The organism is Algiphilus aromaticivorans DG1253 (assembly GCF_000733765.1).
GTDB lineage: Bacteria > Pseudomonadota > Gammaproteobacteria > Nevskiales > Nevskiaceae > Algiphilus > Algiphilus aromaticivorans.
In genome coordinates this window covers 1022897-1040565 of sequence record NZ_JPOG01000001.1, presented here as the reverse complement: position 1 = coordinate 1040565, position 17669 = coordinate 1022897, and the positions used below count along the sequence as shown (strand labels likewise).

Annotated in this window: 12 protein-coding genes; 3 read left to right on the top strand and 9 right to left on the bottom strand. The window is 67.0% G+C overall.

What is annotated here, in order from left to right; translation table 11 throughout:
* The first annotated feature begins 33 nt into the window (after positions 1-33).
* A complete protein-coding gene (locus U743_RS04820) occupies positions 34-1230 on the top strand; it encodes a BaiN/RdsA family NAD(P)/FAD-dependent oxidoreductase (protein WP_043765969.1) in 1197 nt (398 codons plus the stop codon).
* A gap of 152 nt (positions 1231-1382) precedes the next feature.
* Here U743_RS04820 and U743_RS04815 read toward each other — a convergent pair whose 3' ends face one another.
* The 6 genes from U743_RS04815 to U743_RS04790 all read right to left on the bottom strand — a co-directional run bounded on the left by U743_RS04815 (position 1383) and on the right by U743_RS04790 (position 8589).
* Entirely contained in the window at positions 1383-3167 is a 1785-nt protein-coding gene (locus tag U743_RS04815) for a chloride channel protein (protein ID WP_052367536.1), read from the bottom strand.
* Between the two features lie 55 nt (positions 3168-3222).
* Positions 3223-3609, bottom strand: a complete 387-nt coding sequence (locus U743_RS04810) for an MAPEG family protein (protein WP_043765966.1) — start codon at positions 3607-3609, stop codon at positions 3223-3225.
* 153 nt (positions 3610-3762) lie between these two features.
* The gene (locus tag U743_RS04805; RefSeq protein WP_043765963.1) at positions 3763-5133 is read right to left on the bottom strand and encodes an MFS transporter; all 1371 of its coding nucleotides are present in this window, start codon (positions 5131-5133) and stop codon (positions 3763-3765) included.
* 356 nt (positions 5134-5489) lie between these two features.
* A complete protein-coding gene (locus tag U743_RS04800) occupies positions 5490-6356 on the bottom strand; it encodes an alpha/beta fold hydrolase (protein WP_043765961.1) in 867 nt (288 codons plus the stop codon).
* Between the two features lie 43 nt (positions 6357-6399).
* A complete protein-coding gene (locus U743_RS04795) occupies positions 6400-7896 on the bottom strand; it encodes a DUF4139 domain-containing protein (protein ID WP_043765959.1) in 1497 nt (498 codons plus the stop codon).
* A 105-nt stretch (positions 7897-8001) separates the two neighbouring features.
* The gene (locus U743_RS04790; protein WP_043765956.1) at positions 8002-8589 is read right to left on the bottom strand and encodes an outer membrane beta-barrel protein; all 588 of its coding nucleotides are present in this window, start codon (positions 8587-8589) and stop codon (positions 8002-8004) included.
* A gap of 171 nt (positions 8590-8760) precedes the next feature.
* Between U743_RS04790 and U743_RS04785 the strand changes: the two genes are divergently transcribed.
* Positions 8761-9327, top strand: coding sequence for a hypothetical protein (locus U743_RS04785; RefSeq protein WP_043765953.1), 567 nt, complete (start codon positions 8761-8763; stop codon positions 9325-9327).
* Positions 9328-9330: 3 nt separating this feature from the next.
* On the opposite strand, the gene U743_RS04780 is transcribed toward U743_RS04785, so the two are convergent.
* From U743_RS04780 to nirB, 3 genes are read right to left on the bottom strand one after another with little or no spacing between them, the layout of a single operon-like run.
* A complete protein-coding gene (locus U743_RS04780) occupies positions 9331-12045 on the bottom strand; it encodes a nitrate reductase (RefSeq protein ID WP_043765950.1) in 2715 nt (904 codons plus the stop codon).
* On the bottom strand, positions 12032-13618 hold the full coding sequence (gene nirD / locus U743_RS04775; protein WP_043765948.1) for a nitrite reductase small subunit NirD: 1587 nt from the start codon (positions 13616-13618) through the stop codon (positions 12032-12034). The genes U743_RS04780 and nirD overlap by 14 nt, the downstream gene beginning before the upstream one ends.
* The gene (gene nirB / locus U743_RS04770) at positions 13615-16209 is read right to left on the bottom strand and encodes a nitrite reductase large subunit NirB (protein ID WP_043765945.1); all 2595 of its coding nucleotides are present in this window, start codon (positions 16207-16209) and stop codon (positions 13615-13617) included. Before nirB ends, nirD begins: the two co-directional genes overlap by 4 nt.
* Before the next feature lie 729 nt (positions 16210-16938).
* Between nirB and U743_RS04765 the strand changes: the two genes are divergently transcribed.
* Positions 16939-17667, top strand: coding sequence for an ANTAR domain-containing response regulator (locus U743_RS04765; protein ID WP_232226720.1), 729 nt, complete (start codon positions 16939-16941; stop codon positions 17665-17667).
* Positions 17668-17669: the final 2 nt, after the last annotated feature.

Genomic DNA, 17669 nt, shown 5'->3' with positions numbered 1-17669 from the left:
TATAGTCCGCTGCCCGAACAACCCGAGCACCTCTTGTCGAATCCGTCTGCAGCCACTGGCTACGACGTCGTCATCCTCGGTGGCGGCGCCGCCGGATTGATGTGCGCGGCCGTCGCGGGCGCGCGCGGTCGCTCGGTGCTGGTCATCGAGCGTGCGAACCGCGTCGGCAAGAAGATTCTGATGTCCGGCGGCGGGCGCTGCAATTTCACGAATCTCGACGTGCGGCCGGAGCATTTCCTGTCGGCCAATCCGCATTTCTGCAAATCCGCGCTGGCGCGCTACCGACCGGCGGATTTCATCGCCCTGGTCGATGCGTACGGTATCCAGTGGCACGAGAAGGAGCGGGGCCAGCTCTTCTGCGATGAATCCGCCAAGCAGATCGTCGCCATGCTGCTCGCCGAGTGCCAGAACGCTGGTGTCACCATCCGCACGCAGTGCGAAGTCGAGACTGCGACAGCCACCGATGCCGGCTTTCGGCTCGCGACCAGTGCGGGTCCGGTGACCACCGGGCAACTGGTGGTGGCCACCGGCGGCCTGTCCATTCCCAGGATGGGCGCGACCGGCTTCGGCTACGACCTCGCACAGCAGTTTGGCCATGCCATACGCCCTACCCGCGCCGCGCTGGTGCCGCTGACGCTGAGCGGCCGGCCGCTGGAAGATTGGCAGCCGCTGAGCGGTGTGTCGCTACCCATTCGCGCCCACGCCGGCCGGCAGAGCTTCGACGGCGCGATGCTGCTCACGCACCGCGGCCTGAGCGGACCGGTCATTCTGCAGATCTCTTCTTACTGGGCGCCCGGCGATCGCCTGCAACTGGATCTGTTGCCGGATGGGGATGCCGAAGACTGGCTGGCGCAGGCGCGCGAGACGCGGCCACAGACGACACTGCTGAACCTGCTGGCCGAGCGCTTCCCGCGCCGCTTCGCGCAACAGCTCTGCGCAGTGCTATTCGATGACGGTCCGTTGCAGCATTTCAAGGCGCAGCGCCTGCGCGGCATCGCCCGGCAGCTGCACGACTGGCCCGTGCCGCCCAGCGGCACGGAGGGCTACCGCACCGCCGAGGTCACGCTCGGCGGCGTCGATACGCGCGGTGTCGACTCGACCACCATGGCATCGAAACAGCAGCCGGGCCTCTACTTCATCGGTGAGGTGCTGGATGTCACCGGTCATCTCGGCGGCTACAACTTCCAGTGGGCCTGGGCATCGGCGGTAGCTGCCGGCAACAGCCTTTGAGGGGGTAAAGCGGAGAGATTGGCCGCGAAGGCCGGCGCCTGGAGCAGCGACGCGCAGGCCCTCTCCCCACCACCCGCGCGTCCGCGGGCGGTCCCCCCCCTCTCCCGCAGAGCGGGAGAGGGGGTTCGGCGCCGCCTTCGGCGGCTTTCATGTCAGTCCATCAGCTCGGCGTTATCGCGCGCATTGCGCCCGATCTCGCGCGAAGTGATGACGCCCACCAGGTCCGCCGAGCGCGTCGAGCCCCGCGGATTGAAGACCAGCGCCGTGTCGCTGCCCTTGACGCGCAGCCCGCGCATGATCACGGGCAGCGAGGTGGCCGCCTCGGCGCCGAACCAGTCGGCATCGATCAGGGTCTCGGGCGATTCATCGGGCAGCAGATAGAGCAGTTCCGGCTGCGCGACGCCCAGCACCTCGCCCTCGCGGCAGACGACGGTGTGGCGGTGACCGGCACCGGGCGTGAAGCGCGTCTTCCAGTCTTCCAGCTCGGCGAGATCGAGCAGCTCGAAGTCGCGCGACATGACGCTGCGCGCCGTCTGCGCGCTCGATATTGCGGCCTGCAACGACTGCGGCACGCTGTGACCGCGGCGCGCGAGCTTGAGCGTATAGATGCTCTGCGGCACCAGCCGTACGCGCAGCATGTGCGCCAGCGCTACCGTGGTAATGACCGGCAGCATGGCGCCGTAGTCGCGCGTCTGCTCCAGGGTCATGGTGATGGCAGTGATCACCGCCCCGCTTGTGCCACCGATCATTCCGGCCATGCCGGCGACGGCGAAGACGACGGGGTCGACGCCCAGGCCCGGCAGCAGCAGATCGAGGAAACCGCCGAAGGCACCGCCCAGCGTCGCACCCAGGAAGAGCGAAGGAGCAAAGACGCCGCCGGAAGCACCCGATCCCAGCGTCAGCAGCGTGGCGAGCAGCTTGGCGGCGAAGAGCAGCATCAGAAAGAAGGGATCGGACAGTGCCGCGCGCAGCACGTCGAGAATCACCGGATAACCGACGCCCGCAACGTAGTAGTTGCCGGTGGCAAGCATGAAGCCGTAGAGCATGATGCCCACCAGCAGCATGCCGGCCATATGCCGCAGATAAGGGTTGGCGAAGTGCCGCTCGAAGCGCTCCTCGACGGCGTAAAGGCCGCGAATGAAGCCGGCCGCCGCCAGCCCCACCAGCAGACCGAAGGGCACGCTGAGCAACAGCATGGGCAGGCCGATGCCCTGATCCTCGAACTGCGCGATGCCCGGCACATTGAAGGCCGGGTCCAACCCGCCATGCATGCGCCCGATGGCCGTGGCCACCACCGCCGATATCGCCACCAGCGAAACCGTGCGCGCGCTCAGCGAGACGAGCAGCAATTCCAGCGCGAAGGCGATACCGCCGATGGGTGTATTGAAGGTCGCCGCCACGCCCGCGGCAGCGCAGGCAGCCATCAGCGTGATGCGCTGGCGCGCCGGAATGCGCGCGACGGCGCCCAGCAGCGAGCCCACCGTCGCGCCGATCTGCACCATCGGTCCTTCGCGACCGGCCGAACCGCCAGTGCCGATGGATACGGCCGTGGCAGCCGCCTTGGCCAGCGCCACCACCGGCCGGATGCGGCCGCGACCGTAATAGATGGCGTCCAGCACCTCGGGCACACCGCCGCCACGCGCCTCGGGCGCCACGTGCCGCGTGATCAGGGTTACCAGCAGCGCTCCGACCACCGGCACGAGAATCACGAAGGCGCCGAAGACGCTCGGCGCGATCGCCAGCCCCATGTCGAGTTCCAGCGCCAGCCGCCCCTGGAAGAAGGCGTTGTGCACCAATGCCAGCAACAGCTTGAAGGCAATCGCCCCCAGCCCGCCCGCCACGCCCAGCACGACAGCCAGCAGCAGCATGGCCACTGGCGGCAGCGGCACACCCTCGTCGTCGTCCGGCCCGGACTTCTCGGCGTCAGCGGGGATCATACCGCCGTCACCATCCTCAGCCCTCCGCACGCCTTCATCTCAGGCGCGCCGGACCTCAGGCCGCGGCGATGAAGAGGCCGACGACGCAGCCCAGCGCCACGAACCAGACCACGGAACGCAGCGTGGCGAGATCCGCGAGATAGACGATGCCGTGCGCGATGCGCGCCAACACCCAGATACCGGCCAGCAGATTGATCGTGGCCTGCTCGGCCCCGGCCACCTGCGCGATGATCACCGCCGCCGCGAAAGCCGGGAAGGCTTCGAAGGCGTTCTGCTGCGCCCAGTCCGCGCGCTTCTGCGAACCGTCCAGCTTGGCGAGGAACTCGCGCGGCGCGCGATTTTCATTCAGGCTCATCTTGCGCCTGCCGCCGGCCTTGGCGGTCATGGTCCAGGCGAAGGGCATCAGCGCGCCGATCAGCACACACCAGTAGGCAAAAGTCATCGCGGTCTCCCTGTCTTGATTGGGCCCGGGAATCCGGGCCCGGGGAGCATGCCGGAGTCCGGCACGCGCATCCAGCGCCGCTCAGCGCGAACTGCAGACACGGGCCGGCCGAAACATCAGCCGGCCCGCGTTATCGGGTATCCGCACCGCGAATCAGGCAGGTACCGGGCGCCCCTCGCCTCGCGCATCGCTGTCGGCGGCACGCGCAGCCAGCGCTTCGGCGAGAAGCCCTTCCTCTTCGGCCTGGACTTCGTCCGAGAAGCGCACGGCAAGTGCCGCGAAGGAGCAGACCAGCACCGCGCAACCCAGGAAGAACAAGCCCTGGCCGTAAGTCAGGCTTTCGGTCTTGAAGAGGAAGCCCGCCGCCACGGCACCGGCATTGCCACCGGCGCCAACGATACCGGCCACCGCGCCCAGGGCCTTCTTGTTCATGAAGGGAACCAGGCCGAAGGTCGCGCCTTCGGCCATCTGCACGAAGAGACTGAAGAAGATCATCGTGCCGATGGCCAGCGCTAGCACCGTCATCTGCGAGAAGACCATCAGCGCGAGGCCTTCGACGAAAAGCGCCAGGAAGAGGAACTGCACCCGGCCGCGCAGGCCGCGATGGCGGGCAAAGAGATCGGAGAAGAAGCCGCCCAGCGTGCGTGCGAAGAGATTCATCAACCCGAATAGGCCAGCGATGAGCCCGGCCGTCTTCAGATCCAGGGAGAACTCGTCGAAGAAGTAGATCGCGGCGACGTTGTTGATGGTCAGCTCGACGCCGAAACAAGCCGCGTAGACCACGAAGAGCGCCCACACGCGATAGTCCTTGGACGCGACCTTGAAGCTGCCCCAGCTGCTGCGCTCGTCTTTGGCCGGAGGAATCAGACCCTGCTCGCGCAGCTCGCGGTAGTCGCCGTCGGGGGCATCCTGCGTCAGCAGATAGTAGGCAATGCCCATGCCGAAGAGGATGATTCCCGGTACCACCATGGCCAGCCGCCAGCCGACGAACTCGGAGACGCCGAGGCTGACGATGGCGGCGAAGATCAGCGGCATGACGATCTGCGTCGTGCCGCCGCCGAGATTGCCCCAGCCCGCGGTGGTCGCGTTGGCCGTGCCCACGCAGTTCGGGCCGAACATCACCGAGGTGTGGTACTGCGTGATGACGAAGGAGGCACCAATGGCGCCGATGGCCAGGCGCCCGATGAGAAAGGTTTCGAAGCTATCGGCGAGACCGATACCCATCACCGGGATCGAGCCGAATACGAGCAGCGCGCTGTAGGTGCGCCGCGGACCGAAGCGGTCGCAGAGCGGGCCAATGATGAAGCGCACCAGCACCGTGATCGCCACCGAGGCGATGATCGTCCAGCCAACCATCGATTTGTCGAGCTGCAGATCCTCGCGCACCACGGCCATTAGTGGCGCGATGCCGAACCACCCGAAGAAGCAGAGGTGAAAGGCCAGCCAGGTGAGGTGGAAGGTGCGCATCTGGATCGACTTGAAGTCGAAGAGACGGATGCGCGTCGCCTTATTTGCCAGTTCCATGGTTGTGCTCCTAGCGTGCGCGAAGAGCAGGAGTGCAAGCCTTATCCCGCTCCCGCCTGCCCAATAAAAAAGGCGCCCGCTCCGGCCACCGTGGTGACCGGAGCGGGCGCCTTTGCCCAAGCGGCGTGTGCATTGCCTATATCAGCACCGCTGCTGTGGATCGCCCTTGATCCATCGACGCATGACGGCCTGTCAGGAGTACAGCAGGAAGCGTGCCAATCACGGCGAAGCCGCCCTGCACCATGGCGGGCGCGCCTGCACCCCAAGATTGAGCGCGTGCACCAGACAGGCGCACGCGCTGCACCGGGATCGGGCTCGGGACGGCGATCGCCCCGGAAGCGACGACGGTGAAGCGCCTAGGTGATGCCCGGCAGCCTTGCCAGAAAGTCGAGAATGACGTCGTTGAAGGCGTCGTTGCGGTCGCCGGCGACCATGTGCCCGGCGGCGGCGATGTCCTCGACGCGGGCGTGCGGGATCAGCTCGCGCAGCTTGCGGGCGCCTTCGGGGCTGACGACATCGCTGGCCGCGCCGCGCACGAGCAGCGTCGGCAGGCGGATATTGCGCGCGGCGGCGGTCATGCGCGTCTCGAAAGTCTCGAGGTAGGCGGCGTGCTCGTCGAAGCGCTCGCTGATGATCTTCGGATCCCAGTGCCAGTAGAGCCGCCCGTCGTCGCCCGTGCGGAGATTCTTCATGAGGCCGCTGGGAGCCTTCGGACGCGGCCGCGACGGGTTGTAAGCGGCCACCGCATCGGCGGCCTCGTCGAGATTGGCGAAGCCTTCGGGGTGACCGGTCATGAAGTCGCGGATGCGGGCGACGCCGGCAGGCTCGATGTGCGGCGCCACGTCCACCAGAACCAGCGCGCGCGCGACCGGCTGCTCGGCCTCGCCGATGGTAGCCAGCGAGGTGATGCCGCCCATGGAGGCCCCGACCAGCGCGGGCGGCGCATCCAGGGTGGCGATGATGGCGCGCAGGTCGCCAATCAGCGCGTCGGTGCCGTAGTCGCCGTCCGGGTGCCAGGCGCTGTCGCCGTGACCGCGCGCGTCGAAGGAAAGCACGCGGTAGCCAGCCTCGGCCAGGCGCCGGAAGGCACGTCCCCAGGCGTGGCGGGTCTGACCGCCACCGTGCAGCAGCACGACCGGCGCGCCGCTCTCGGGGCCTGCAATGTCCACCGCAAGCTTAAGGCCGCCCATGCCGGGCAGCCGGGTCGTCGTTATCTCGGCCATCGCGCCATGATACCGGCGCGGCCGACTCAGCCCCTGCGAGCGCTCAGAAATTCAGGTCGAGCTTGGCCGGCGCCGAGATGGTCACCTGTGTGGACCATTGCTGGCTGGCGCCGGGAGCGAGCTCGGTCCGCCACTCATGCACGCCCTTGCGGCCCTCGACGTCGCGTTCGCTGGGCGGGTCCCCGGCCAGCTCGACGCTGATGTCGCCGTCCCCGGAAACCGGCACGGCGTCGACCATGCGCAGCGCCACCGGCTGACGATGCGCGCTGTCCACCGTCACGGTCTGCGCCTGCACCCAGCGCTGCGTGCCGCCGAAGAAGCTCTCGTCGCGCTTGACGGGCTCGCGCACGACATCAACCTCCAGCGAGGGATCGATGCCAAAACCCTGCTCGTGCTCCTGGCCGGGCATGAGCAGTGGCAGCCGCGTCTGCCCGACCAGCACGCCATCACGCAGGATCTCGGCGCGGCCGGCCGCCATGGCAGCGTCTTCGGGCATGTGCCACTCCGCGACCAGGTAGGCCGCAGGCTCCTGCTGCGGCACGATGCGGGCGTGCAGCGTCGCCTCGCGCCGAACTTCGGGCAACGCGAAGGGACGCGGGCGATTGTCGGCGGGGATGCTGACGGGCTCGGGCAGCTCGAAGGCGATGTCATAGGCGCGCGGCTGCACCCCCGCGGTGACCCGCTGCGCCATCTCCATCTGCGGCGCGGCGGCGGCCGCGCCGCGAAACTGATCGGCCTTGGCTTCCGGGCGCGGTCGCAGCACACGCGGCTGAGGGTCCGGAACGGAAAGCCGGTAGCTACGTCGCGTCGTGGAAGCGGTGATCCGGACGTTGTCCCAATCCTCGCCGGTGCTCTGCCGGATCAGCAGGCGCGGCTGCAGCGCAATCATCCCGGCGGCCGTATCCAGCGTCATGCGATAGGCGACCTCAAAGCGCGCGGCATCCACCGGATAGCGCAAGCGCAGTGTCCCACGGCCCTCGCCCGCGTCGATGTGAAGCTGCTGCGAGCTGCGCGCGCGGCTGCCCAGTTCATTGAGACGTGCCTGCAACTGATCGCGTTCGGCTTCGAGCTCGCGCCGTGTCGCGCGGGCCTCGATCTCCTGTCCCGTCAAGCGATGCAGGGCATCAACGGCTTCAGTCATGGTCTGACGCAGGCTTCGCTGCTCTTCGTCACCGCTGCCAATGCGCTGCAGCAGGCCCCGTGCGATCTCTCGATCGGAGGCTTCGCGGTCAAGTCGGGCGATACGATCCTGCACGTCGTTCAGTTCGCCCTGCAGGCGCTCGCGCAGGGACGCACCCTCGGCCGCTTCGGGGTCGATACGCAGATCGACCGAGCGGATGCGAACGCCTTCGTCGGGTTCGATACGGAGCCGGGCGATATCCAGACCGGCGGGCAGGCCCTCGACGGTCAGCAGCTCACCGGCGAGCTGAAGCTCGCGCGTGATCTCGGCGCCATCGGGCATCAGATGCACCGCTGTGACGCGCGCAGCGGTCGGGGTGCTCAGGGACAGACAAAGGAGGAGAAGGATGGAGCGCAACATGCGGAAGCGTCCTCTGCGGGAATCACCATCAGCTTAGTCGCCCCGGCACCTTCCCCGCTACAGCGGAAGGCCGACGCGCGCTTGCGCGCCGCCCTCCGATTCCGACTAGAAGCGGTATTGCAGGTTGACCGATGCCATATCCGCGTCGGCATCGTCGAGCGCGAAGCGGTCGTACTCGATACGCATCTGCAGCCCCGGCCCCTCGCCGAAGCGGACGCCGACGCCGTAGAAGGTGTCGTTGCCATCCTCGCTGCTGCGCGCGACCGTGGTGTCACCGCCGATCAGTCCACCGTCGCTGGTGGTCACGGTGCGCTCGACATCCCACCACAGCTGACCGATCTTGCCGTAGGGCGCAAAACCGCCACCCAGCGGAAGATGCACGAGCGCAGAGACGAAGGTGCCGTCGGCGTCGAGTTCCAGGTTGCCGTCGTCGAGATCACCGAAGTCGGTATAGCCGCCTTCCAGACTAACGACCGGATTGAACTGAACGCCGACCTGACCGCGCCAGGACCAGCGGTTGTCATCGAGTTCATCCTCGCTATCCGGGAAATCCTCGTCGTTCAGCCGGTAGTAGCCGAGACCGCCACCGATGTAGCCGCCCATCTCCGGGTCCTGCGCGAAAGCTGTGGAGGGCAGCGTTGCCATGCCACCAGCGAGAGCGAATCCGGAAAAACAGAGCGTGAGCTTCTTCATGATCAGTTCCTCTTGGAAATGAATGGGTAACGCCGAAGCGCAATCGCATGCTATGACGCCGCCATTAGTCGAGACTGAACACTCCGTCGCGCGACGCAGCGGCAGCAACGGCGTTGCGCGCCGAGGCACCGCCTGTCACGGTAGCGGCCGAACCATCTCCAGGAGCCCCCCATGAACGCCTCGCGTATCTTTCTTGTCGCCGCCGGCTTTCTCGTCGCCTTCGGCGTCTCGGCCAGCGGCAAGCTGACCACCGACACCATCGACCGCTGGCTCGATGCCATGCCGGCGGTGGAAAGCTGGGCCGAGAAGAACGGCATCGACGAGCAGGAGATCGCCGCCGGAGAAGACGGCATCCCCGACTTCGTCGGCGCCATTAAGGAGCTCGAAAGCGGCCGCGACGGACTCGAAGACATCGCCAGCGAGCACGGCTTCGACGGCGCCATCGACTGGGCCGAGACCTCCAACCGCATCACGCGCGCCTTCCTCGCCCTGGAAATGAGCCAGCAGGACACCGATATGGCAGCGGTCGAGCGTCAGATGGAGCAGCGCATGGCGCAGATCGAGAACAACGATCAGATGAGCGACGCCCAGAAGCAGCAGATGCGCCAGCAGATGGACGCCCTACAGCAGAGCCTGCGCGTGGCCAAGAAGATGACCGAGGACGTGCCGGAGGCCGATCAGCAAGCCGTTGCCGAGCGCCGCGACGCTCTGAAGGAATTCTACGAAGGCCAGCAGTAACGCTCAGGCCGCGACGTCAGCGAGCAGCGCGCGGATCTCCGGCAGACAGGATCCGCAGTTGCCGCCGGCACGCAGGCGCTTGGTAACAGCGGCCTCGTTGTCCAGGTCCTGGTCACGGATGGCATCGACGATGGTCTGGCGACCGACACCGAAGCAAGCGCAGACCGTCGGGCCTTCATTGGCCCGCGTGCTGGGCGCGCCCGCGAGCAGCGCGGCGCGCTCGTTGCCGGCGAGCCGCTCGCTGGCAAAGCACTCCGACAGCCACTCGGTCCCCGGCAGGTCCGGCCGCGCCGAGAGGTAGAAGCAGGCTTCGAGTCGATCGTCGACCAGCCAGACCGCGCGGTAATCGCCGGCGGTCTGGTCGCTGTACTCCAGCCAGTCGGCATCGCCGCCCGCTCCGAGCAGTGCCCGCACCCGCGACGCGACTTCCTGCGGCTTCTCGAAGCCGGCCAGCCGGAACTGCAGATGCTGCTCGCCGCGGATGAGACACCAGTACGCCGGCAAGATCTCTCCCCAGCGCGCCAGCCAGTTATGTGCGCTGTCGGCATCGTCGTTGCGCAGTAGCGCGTAGCCGTGCCAGCGCACCGGCAGCGGCGATACCGCGACCGGCGTGTGCTTGAACTCGGGTTCGCCGGAGATCGGGTCCACGACCGGCGCGATGAGCTTGCCGACCTCGGCACGCGCCGCGGTCTGGCCGTTCCAGTGGATGGGCAGAAAGGCGTGACCGCGCTGCATCTCGCCGCTGCAGCTCACGCGCGCGAAGACTTCGCCGCGCGGGCTTTTCACCCGCGCCAGCCCGCCCGGCTGCACACCGGAGGCCAGCGCGTCGGTGGCGTGCAGATCCACTGTCACTTCCTGCCGGTGTGCCGCCAGCTTCGGCGACAGACCGGTGCGCGTCATGGTGTGCCACTGATCGCGGACGCGCCCGGTATTCAGCACCAGCCGGAACTCGACATCGGGACGGACCGCGGGCGGTCGCGGCGTGCAGGCCACGAAGTGCGCGCGACCGTCGCTGGTGGCGAAGCACCCGTCGCCGAAGCAGCGCGCGCTGTCGAACTCCGCATCGGCGCCCGCTGGCAGCGGCCACTGGCGGGGCTCCAGCGCGTCGTAGTCGGCACGCGACAAGCCTGCAAGACCGGAAATATCGAAGACCCGCGGAACCGCCGCCTGACCGTAGCCGCTGAGCCGGGCGTGCTCGTCGAAGATGGCTTCCGGCCCGGCATAGTCGAAGGCCGCCCCGAAGCCCATGCGCGCAGCCACCTGCGAGATGATCCACCAGTCCGGCCGGGCCTCGCCGTGGGACGGCAGGAAGGGACGCTGCCGCGAGATGCAGCGCTCGGAGTTGGTCACGGTGCCGTCGCGCTCGCCCCAGCCGGCAGCCGGAAGGCGCACATGTGCCAGTCTGGCGGTTTCGGTCTCGGCCATGATGTCCGACACGACGACCAGCTCACAGCCGGCCAGCGCCGCACGCACGCGCTCGGCTTCCGGCAGGCTGACCACCGGGTTGGTGGCCATGATCCAGATGGCGCGCACCCGACCTTCGTGTACCGCCTCGAAGAGATCCACCGCCTTCAGGCCGGGTTGCTCGGGCATCTGGGAGCAGCCCCAGAATGCCTGCAGCAGTTCGCGATGCGCAGTCTCCTCGATATCGAGATGCGCGGCGAGCTGATTGGCCAGTCCGCCGACCTCGCGGCCTCCCATGGCATTCGGCTGGCCAGTGATCGAGAAGGGGCCGGCACCCGGCTTGCCGACGGCGCCCACGGCCAGATGGCTGTTGATGATGGCGTTGACCTTGTCCGTGCCAGCGCTCGACTGGTTGACGCCCTGCGAGAAGGCCGTGACCACGCGCGGGCTGGCCGCGAAAGCCTCGAAGAAAGCGGCAACATCCTCGGCACGCAGCCCGCAATCCTGGGCAACCCGGGCGATGTCGCCGGCAGCGCGGGCGGTAGTGAGCGCCGCTTCCAGACCGGCCGTATGGGCATCGATATAGTCGCGGTCCAGCTTGTCCTGTTCCGCCAGCCAGCCCAGCAGCCCATTGAAGAGCGTGACATCGCTGCCCGGCTTGATCGGCAGATGCAGGTCGGCGATTTCGCAGGTGGCGTGCCGGCGCGGATCGACCACGATGACGCGCATATCGGATCGCTCCTGCTTGGCCGCTACCAGACGCTGGTAGAGCACCGGATGGCACCAGGCCAGATTCGAGCCGACCAGGATGACGGTATCGGCCTGCTCGAAATCCGCATAGCAGCCGGGGACGACATCCTCGCCGAAGGCGCGCTTGTGCCCTGCCACTGCCGAGGACATGCACAGCCGGGAGTTGGTATCTATATTGGCGCTGCCGATGTAGCCCTTCATGAGCTTGTTGGCTACAAAATAGTCCTCCGTCAGCAGCTGCCCGGAAACGTAGAAGGCCACGGCTTCCGGGCCGTGCTCGGCGATGATCCGGGAGAAACCATCGGCCACGGTCGTCAGCGCGCTGTCCCAGTCCGTGTCGGCGAAGCCGCCGTCGGGCTGTCGCAGCTGCGGTGCACCCAGCCGGCCTGCCGGGCCCAGCGTCTCGCCCAGCGCACTGCCCTTGACGCAGAGCCGCCCGGCGTTGGCGGGGTGGCCAGCGTCGCCGGAAAGCGTGCCATCCGCCGCGGCACGCAGGCCGCAGCCTACACCGCAGTAAGGGCAGGTCGTTGCCGACCCGTGGTCCGCTTGATCAAGCGGCGGCACAGTACTCGGGACCGAAGAGGAGCTGGCTGCGCATGGCGCTGATATCGACACCGTCGCGCATCTGCTCGAAATACCAGTTGCCGTCGCGCGCGTCGCCGAAGAGCACGACACCGGCAATGCGGTTGTCGCGCAGCACCACGCGCTTGTAGATGCCGGCGCGCGCGTCCTGCATGACCAGATCCTCGTCGCCCGGCTGCGGGCTCACGACTCCGGCCGAGTAGAGCTCGACACCGCTGATCTTGAGCTGCGTGCCCAGCGTCGAGGGTGCGTAGCCCGAGCCCGAAACCCCGGCGAGCTGGCGCGCGCAGACGCTGGCCTGCTCATAGAGCGGCGCAACCAGCCCGTAGGTGGCCCCGCGATGCTGCACGCATTCACCCACCGCATAGATGCGCGGATCCGAGCTGCACAGGGTGTCGTTGACCAGCACGCCGCGCTCGCAGCGCAGCCCGGCCGCCTCGGCCAGCGCCGTGTTCGGCTTGATGCCGGCAGCGACGACGACCAGATCGGCCGCGATCTCGCGCCCGTCGGCCAGACGTACGCCTTCGACCCGATCGCCGCCCAGCACGGCTTCGGTCTGTGCCTCCAGATGCGTGGTGATGCCGCGCGCAGCCAGCGTATCGCGCAGCATGGCGGCCGCCGGATGGTCGAGCTGGCGTTCCATCAGGCGGTCCATGAGATGCACGACCTCGACCTGCATGCCACGCGCAGCCAGGCCGCTGGCGGCTTCCAGCCCGAGCAGGCCGCCGCCGATCACAACGGCGCGCCCGTGATCCGCGCTGGCGGTGATCATGCGATCGACGTCGTCGAGATCGCGGAAGCGCGTCACGCCGCGCTTGGCCAGCCCGTCGATCGGGGGCATGAAGGGAGTCGACCCGGTCGCCAGCAGCAGGCGATCGTAGGGCACCTCCAGCCCGGAGGCGGCGCAGACGCGGCGGCGCACGCGGTCGATCCGGAGCACCGCATCGCCGGCGTGCAGCGTGATGCCCTTGTCGGCGTACCACTCGCGGCTGTGCAGCTCGATATCCGCAGCCTGCTTGTCGCCGGCCAGCACTGGCGACAGCTGAATACGGTTGTAGTTGCCGCGCGGCTCGGCGCCGAAGACCGTGATGCGGTACTGATCCGGCGCCATCTCCAGGAGCTCCTCGACCACGCGCATGCCGGCCATGCCGTTGCCGATCACCACCAGATCCTCCGGCTCGCGCTTGCTGACGGGCTGCGGCAGGAAGCAGCGCTTGGGCTCGGGCCGCAGCCAGACCGCACCGTCCATGGCACGCACCGGCCAGGCACAGACCGAGTGCTCGGGGGCTTCCAGGCAACGGCCGGTGGTCAGACTGAAGTGCTGCTTGTAGATGGGCGAGGCGACGACCCGCTCGCCATCGACATCGCCGACGATGCCGCGCGCCAGCACATTGACGCCCGAACAGGGATCGTACTGATCGATGGCGTGCAGGCTGTCATCGGCGCGCAGGCGAAAGATCGCTATCTGCCGTCCCTCGACCAGCGCGCAGACGCCGGTATCGGGAAGGATGTCGTCGACCGCACAGATGCGCTGCCAGTCGGTATTGCGGCTCATTCGGCTTCCTCCGTAACCGGGGTCTCCTGCACCACCGGAATGCCACGCAGCGTAGCGCGCTCGGCGTCGGTGGCCGGGCGGCGCTGGCCGCGCTCTTCGACAGTGACGATCTGCTCATCGCCACCGTCGGCATTGACGAAAGTGCGGAAGCGCTTGCGCGCCTCGGGGTTGTTGACAGCCTCCTGCCACTCGCAGGCGTAGGTCGCGATGACCTGCGCCATCTCGGCTTCCAGCTCGGCGCCGATGCCCAGCGAATCTTCGATGACCACAGCCTTGAGGTAGTCGAGGCCACCTTCCAGGTTGTCGCGCCAGCCGGCGGTACGCTGCAGGCGCTCGGCTGTGCGGATGTAGAACATCAGGAAGCGGTCGATATAGCGGAGCAGCGTCTCGCGATCCAGATCCGAGGCCAGCAGCTCGGCGTGGCGCGGCTTCATGCCACCGTTGCCGCAGACGTAGAGATTCCAGCCACGCTCGGTGGCGATGACGCCGACATCCTTGCTCTGCGCCTCGGCGCATTCGCGCGTGCAGCCGGAGACGCCCAGCTTGATCTTGTGCGGCGCACGCAGTCCCTTATAGCGATGCTCCAGCTCGATGGCCATGCCCACCGAGTCCTGCACCCCGTAGCGGCACCAGGTCGAGCCGACACAGGACTTGACGGTGCGCATGGCCTTGCCGTAGGCATGGCCGGACTCGAAGCCGGCAGCGATCAGCTCATCCCAGATGTGGGGCAGCTGATGGACCTGCGCGCCGAAAAGATCGATGCGCTGACCACCGGTGATCTTGGTGTAGAGCCCGTAGCGCTGCGCGACTTGACCGAGCACGACCAGCTTGTCCGGCGTGATCTCGCCGCCCGGCACGCGCGGCACGATGGAATAGGTGCCGTCGCGCTGGATGTTGCCCAGGAAGTAGTCGTTGGAATCCTGCATCCCGGCATGTTCGGGCGCCAGCACGAAATCGTTCCAGCAGGAAGCCAGGATGCTGGCCACCGCCGGCTTGCAGATATCGCAGCCATGGCCGCGGCCGTGCGCATCCAGCAACTGCTGGAAGCTGCGATAGCCGTTGACGCGCACCAAGTGATACAGCTCCTGCCGCGAGTAGGGGAAGTGCACGCAGAGGTGGTTATTCACCGTGACGCCCTGGGCTTCCAGCTCGGCGTTCATGATCTTGGTGACCAGCGGCACACAACCGCCACAGGAGGTACCGGCCTTAGTCTCGCTCTTCAGTGCGGCGATGGTCGTGCAACCCTCGCGCACGGCCCCGCAGAGCGCGCCCTTGCTGACATCGTTGCAGGAGCAGATCTGAGCGCTATCCGGCATGGCGTCCGAGGCGGCCGACGCGCCGTCGCTGGAGGCCAGCAACAGCGTCTGCGGATCCTCGGGCAGCGCCATGGCGCCCTGCGCCATCTGCAGCCAGGTGGCGTAGTCCTCGCTGTCGCCCACCATGACCGCACCTACCAACGCCTTGTCCGCCTCTCCAAGCAACAGCTTCTTGTAGACGCCGGTGCGCTCGTCCTGGAAGGCGAGGCTGTAAACGCCCTCGCCTTCGGCGTGCGGATTACCAATCGAGGCGACCTCCACCCCGAGCAGCTTGAGCTTGGTGCTCATGTCGGCGCCCTGAAAAAGCGGTGCCGCCACAGGCGAGGCCGCATCCCCTGCCCCGTTCTCGGGCGAGAGGGCGGCCACGATCTGCCCCGCCGCTACCTTAGCCATCTCATAGCCGGGCGCAACCAGACCGAAGATGCGGCCGTTCCAGGCCGCGCATTCTCCGATCGCGTAGATGTCCGGCTCCGAGCTGCGGCAGGCGTCGTCCACGGCCACACCCCCGCGCTCGCCGAGTGCCAGACCGGCCTCGCGCGCCAGCGCGTCACAGGGGCGGATACCTGCGGAGAAGACGATCATGTCGGTTTCCAGCGTTTCGCCGTCGGCGAAGCACATGCGGTGCCGGCACTCCACGCCATCCTCGATCAGCTTGGTGTTGCAGCCGGTGTGGACATGCACACCCAGCGCCTCGATCTTTCGGCGCAACAGCGCACCACCGGCATCATCGAGCTGCACGGCCATCAGGCGGGGGGCGAACTCCACGACGTGGGTTTCCAGCCCCATGTCGGCCAGCGCCTTGGCCGCTTCGAGCCCGAGCAGGCCGCCGCCGACGACGACACCGACGCGCGCCTCGGCCCCGGCAGCCTGCATGGCCTCCAGGTCCTCGATGGTGCGGTAAACGAAGCAATTGTCGCGATCGCTACCCTCGACCGGCGGCACGAAGGGATAGGAGCCGGTGGCGAGCACGAGCTTGTCGTAGGCCACGACCTCGCCCTGCTCGGTATGCACCTCCTTGCTGGAGGCGTCGATGCTTGCTACGCGCGCATTCATGCGCAGCACGCATTGCTGCTCGTCGTAGAAGCCCGGTGCCACCATCGACAATTCGTCAGCGCTCGTACCGGAGAAGAAGGCCGACAGCCGCACGCGATCGTAGGCCGGGCGCGGCTCGGCGCCGAGCACGGTGATACGGGCTGCGGGGTCGGCCTCGCGCAGGGTTTCCACGAAGCGCTGGCCGACCATCCCATTGCCAATAACAACAATGTGCTTGCTCATGCGGAACCTCCTGAATGCTTGGCCGCGGTCACACCCTCCCGCTTCCAAACCTCGGCAAATGACCCGGTCCGGGACATCCATGCCCCGGGCGTGCATCGCGCTGCGAAATGCCAGTGGCACTTCGGTCGCGATGCATCCACTCCCTTTCCGATATGCACGATGTGTTCAGCCACGGCTGTGGTCCCCGCGTCCGAATGGAGAGAACCGAATGCCACCGCTCCGGCACATCTTCCTGTTGCGTTCATACATCTCCTGATGTTGCTCAAACGGACAAAGCCGCCCATTTGCGTGGGCTTTTTGGGCCCACGCCCATGGACGGCTTTGTCCGGATCCCGAACTCACGGCGGGAAAGATGTTCAGTTAAGGGGCACACTGCCCCGCATCTACGCACCATAACTTGATGCACATCCCGTGCCAGGTAGTCAGGCCGTGAAACGGGCGGATGCAGGGCAGCGATGCCGTCGTCGCACCAAAGTCGCGCACACACCCCTGCCCCAGGTCACCGTTCTGGTGCATCACAGCGCGAGCGGCGCCGCGATAAGGCGACGTCCTCTAGAACAGCGACATGGCGCAACACATCCCGACACTGGCATGCCGGTTGCATTGCTCCCTTTCGTACGACAACCGGAGTACATCAGATGCAACTGCCTGCGCTGAGTTTCCGGACAACGAGTGAATCGGACAACGGCGTCCAGCACTTCGAGGCAGGCGCCGTTATTCGTTTCAGGGATGGATTCGCCGGAGAAGCATCAGGAAAGCTCTGTACAAGGTGTCACCCAAGTCATGACCCGACCGAAAACCAACACGATCGACACCGATGATGCATCCGTCGCGGAAGCCCGCACGGCCCGAAGCCCTACAGATTCTCGAAAGGTAGTTCGAAACCTTATGCGCGTAATGCTTGTGGATGATGATCCCGAGAGATGTGCCTCGATCGAGGCCTCGCTGCGCGAACTCGGGCACGAGATCGTGGCCATGACTCCCACCGACGCCGATCTTCTGGCCACCGTCCAGCGACACCAACCCGACGTCATCCTGATTGATGTCGACGCGCCCAGCCGCGACACGCTGGAATCGCTGCGCCAGGTTCACAGAAGTCTCCCCCGCCCCATCGTCCTCTTCGCCGAGAACTGCGAGCCCGCGACCATTCGGCAGGCCGTTCACGCCGGCGTCACCTCCTATGTCGTCGATGGCCTCAGCTCGCAGCGCCTCAAGCCGATTCTCGACGTGGCGATCGCGCGCTTCGAGGAGTTCGAAGCGCTCAAGCAGGAGCTTGAGGAGACGAAGCTCAAGCTCGCGGATCGCCGCGATGTCGAAAAGGCCAAGGGCCTGCTGATGAAGCGCCGCGATATGGACGAAGAAACCGCTTACTCGCAGCTCAGAAGGTTGGCAATGACGCGCAACCTCAAGATGGGCGACGCCGCCCGGGCAATCATCTCAGCCGCGGACCTTTTGTGAGA

Bases quoted from the DNA above. Each gene is read 5' to 3' on its own strand.
- U743_RS04815 (WP_052367536.1), bottom strand. From the start codon at position 3,167: ATGATCCCCGCTGACGCCGAGAAGTCCGGGCCGGACGACGACGAGGGT.
- U743_RS04810 (WP_043765966.1), bottom strand. From the start codon at position 3,609: ATGACTTTTGCCTACTGGTGTGTGCTGATCGGCGCGCTGATGCCCTTC.
- U743_RS04805 (WP_043765963.1), bottom strand. From the start codon at position 5,133: ATGGAACTGGCAAATAAGGCGACGCGCATCCGTCTCTTCGACTTCAAG.
- U743_RS04800 (WP_043765961.1), bottom strand. From the start codon at position 6,356: ATGGCCGAGATAACGACGACCCGGCTGCCCGGCATGGGCGGCCTTAAG.
- U743_RS04795 (WP_043765959.1), bottom strand. From the start codon at position 7,896: ATGTTGCGCTCCATCCTTCTCCTCCTTTGTCTGTCCCTGAGCACCCCG.
- U743_RS04790 (WP_043765956.1), bottom strand. From the start codon at position 8,589: ATGAAGAAGCTCACGCTCTGTTTTTCCGGATTCGCTCTCGCTGGTGGC.
- U743_RS04785 (WP_043765953.1), top strand. From the start codon at position 8,761: ATGAACGCCTCGCGTATCTTTCTTGTCGCCGCCGGCTTTCTCGTCGCC.
- nirD (WP_043765948.1), bottom strand. From the start codon at position 13,618: ATGAGCCGCAATACCGACTGGCAGCGCATCTGTGCGGTCGACGACATC.
- nirB (WP_043765945.1), bottom strand. From the start codon at position 16,209: ATGAGCAAGCACATTGTTGTTATTGGCAATGGGATGGTCGGCCAGCGC.
- U743_RS04765 (WP_232226720.1), top strand. From the start codon at position 16,939: ATGGATTCGCCGGAGAAGCATCAGGAAAGCTCTGTACAAGGTGTCACC.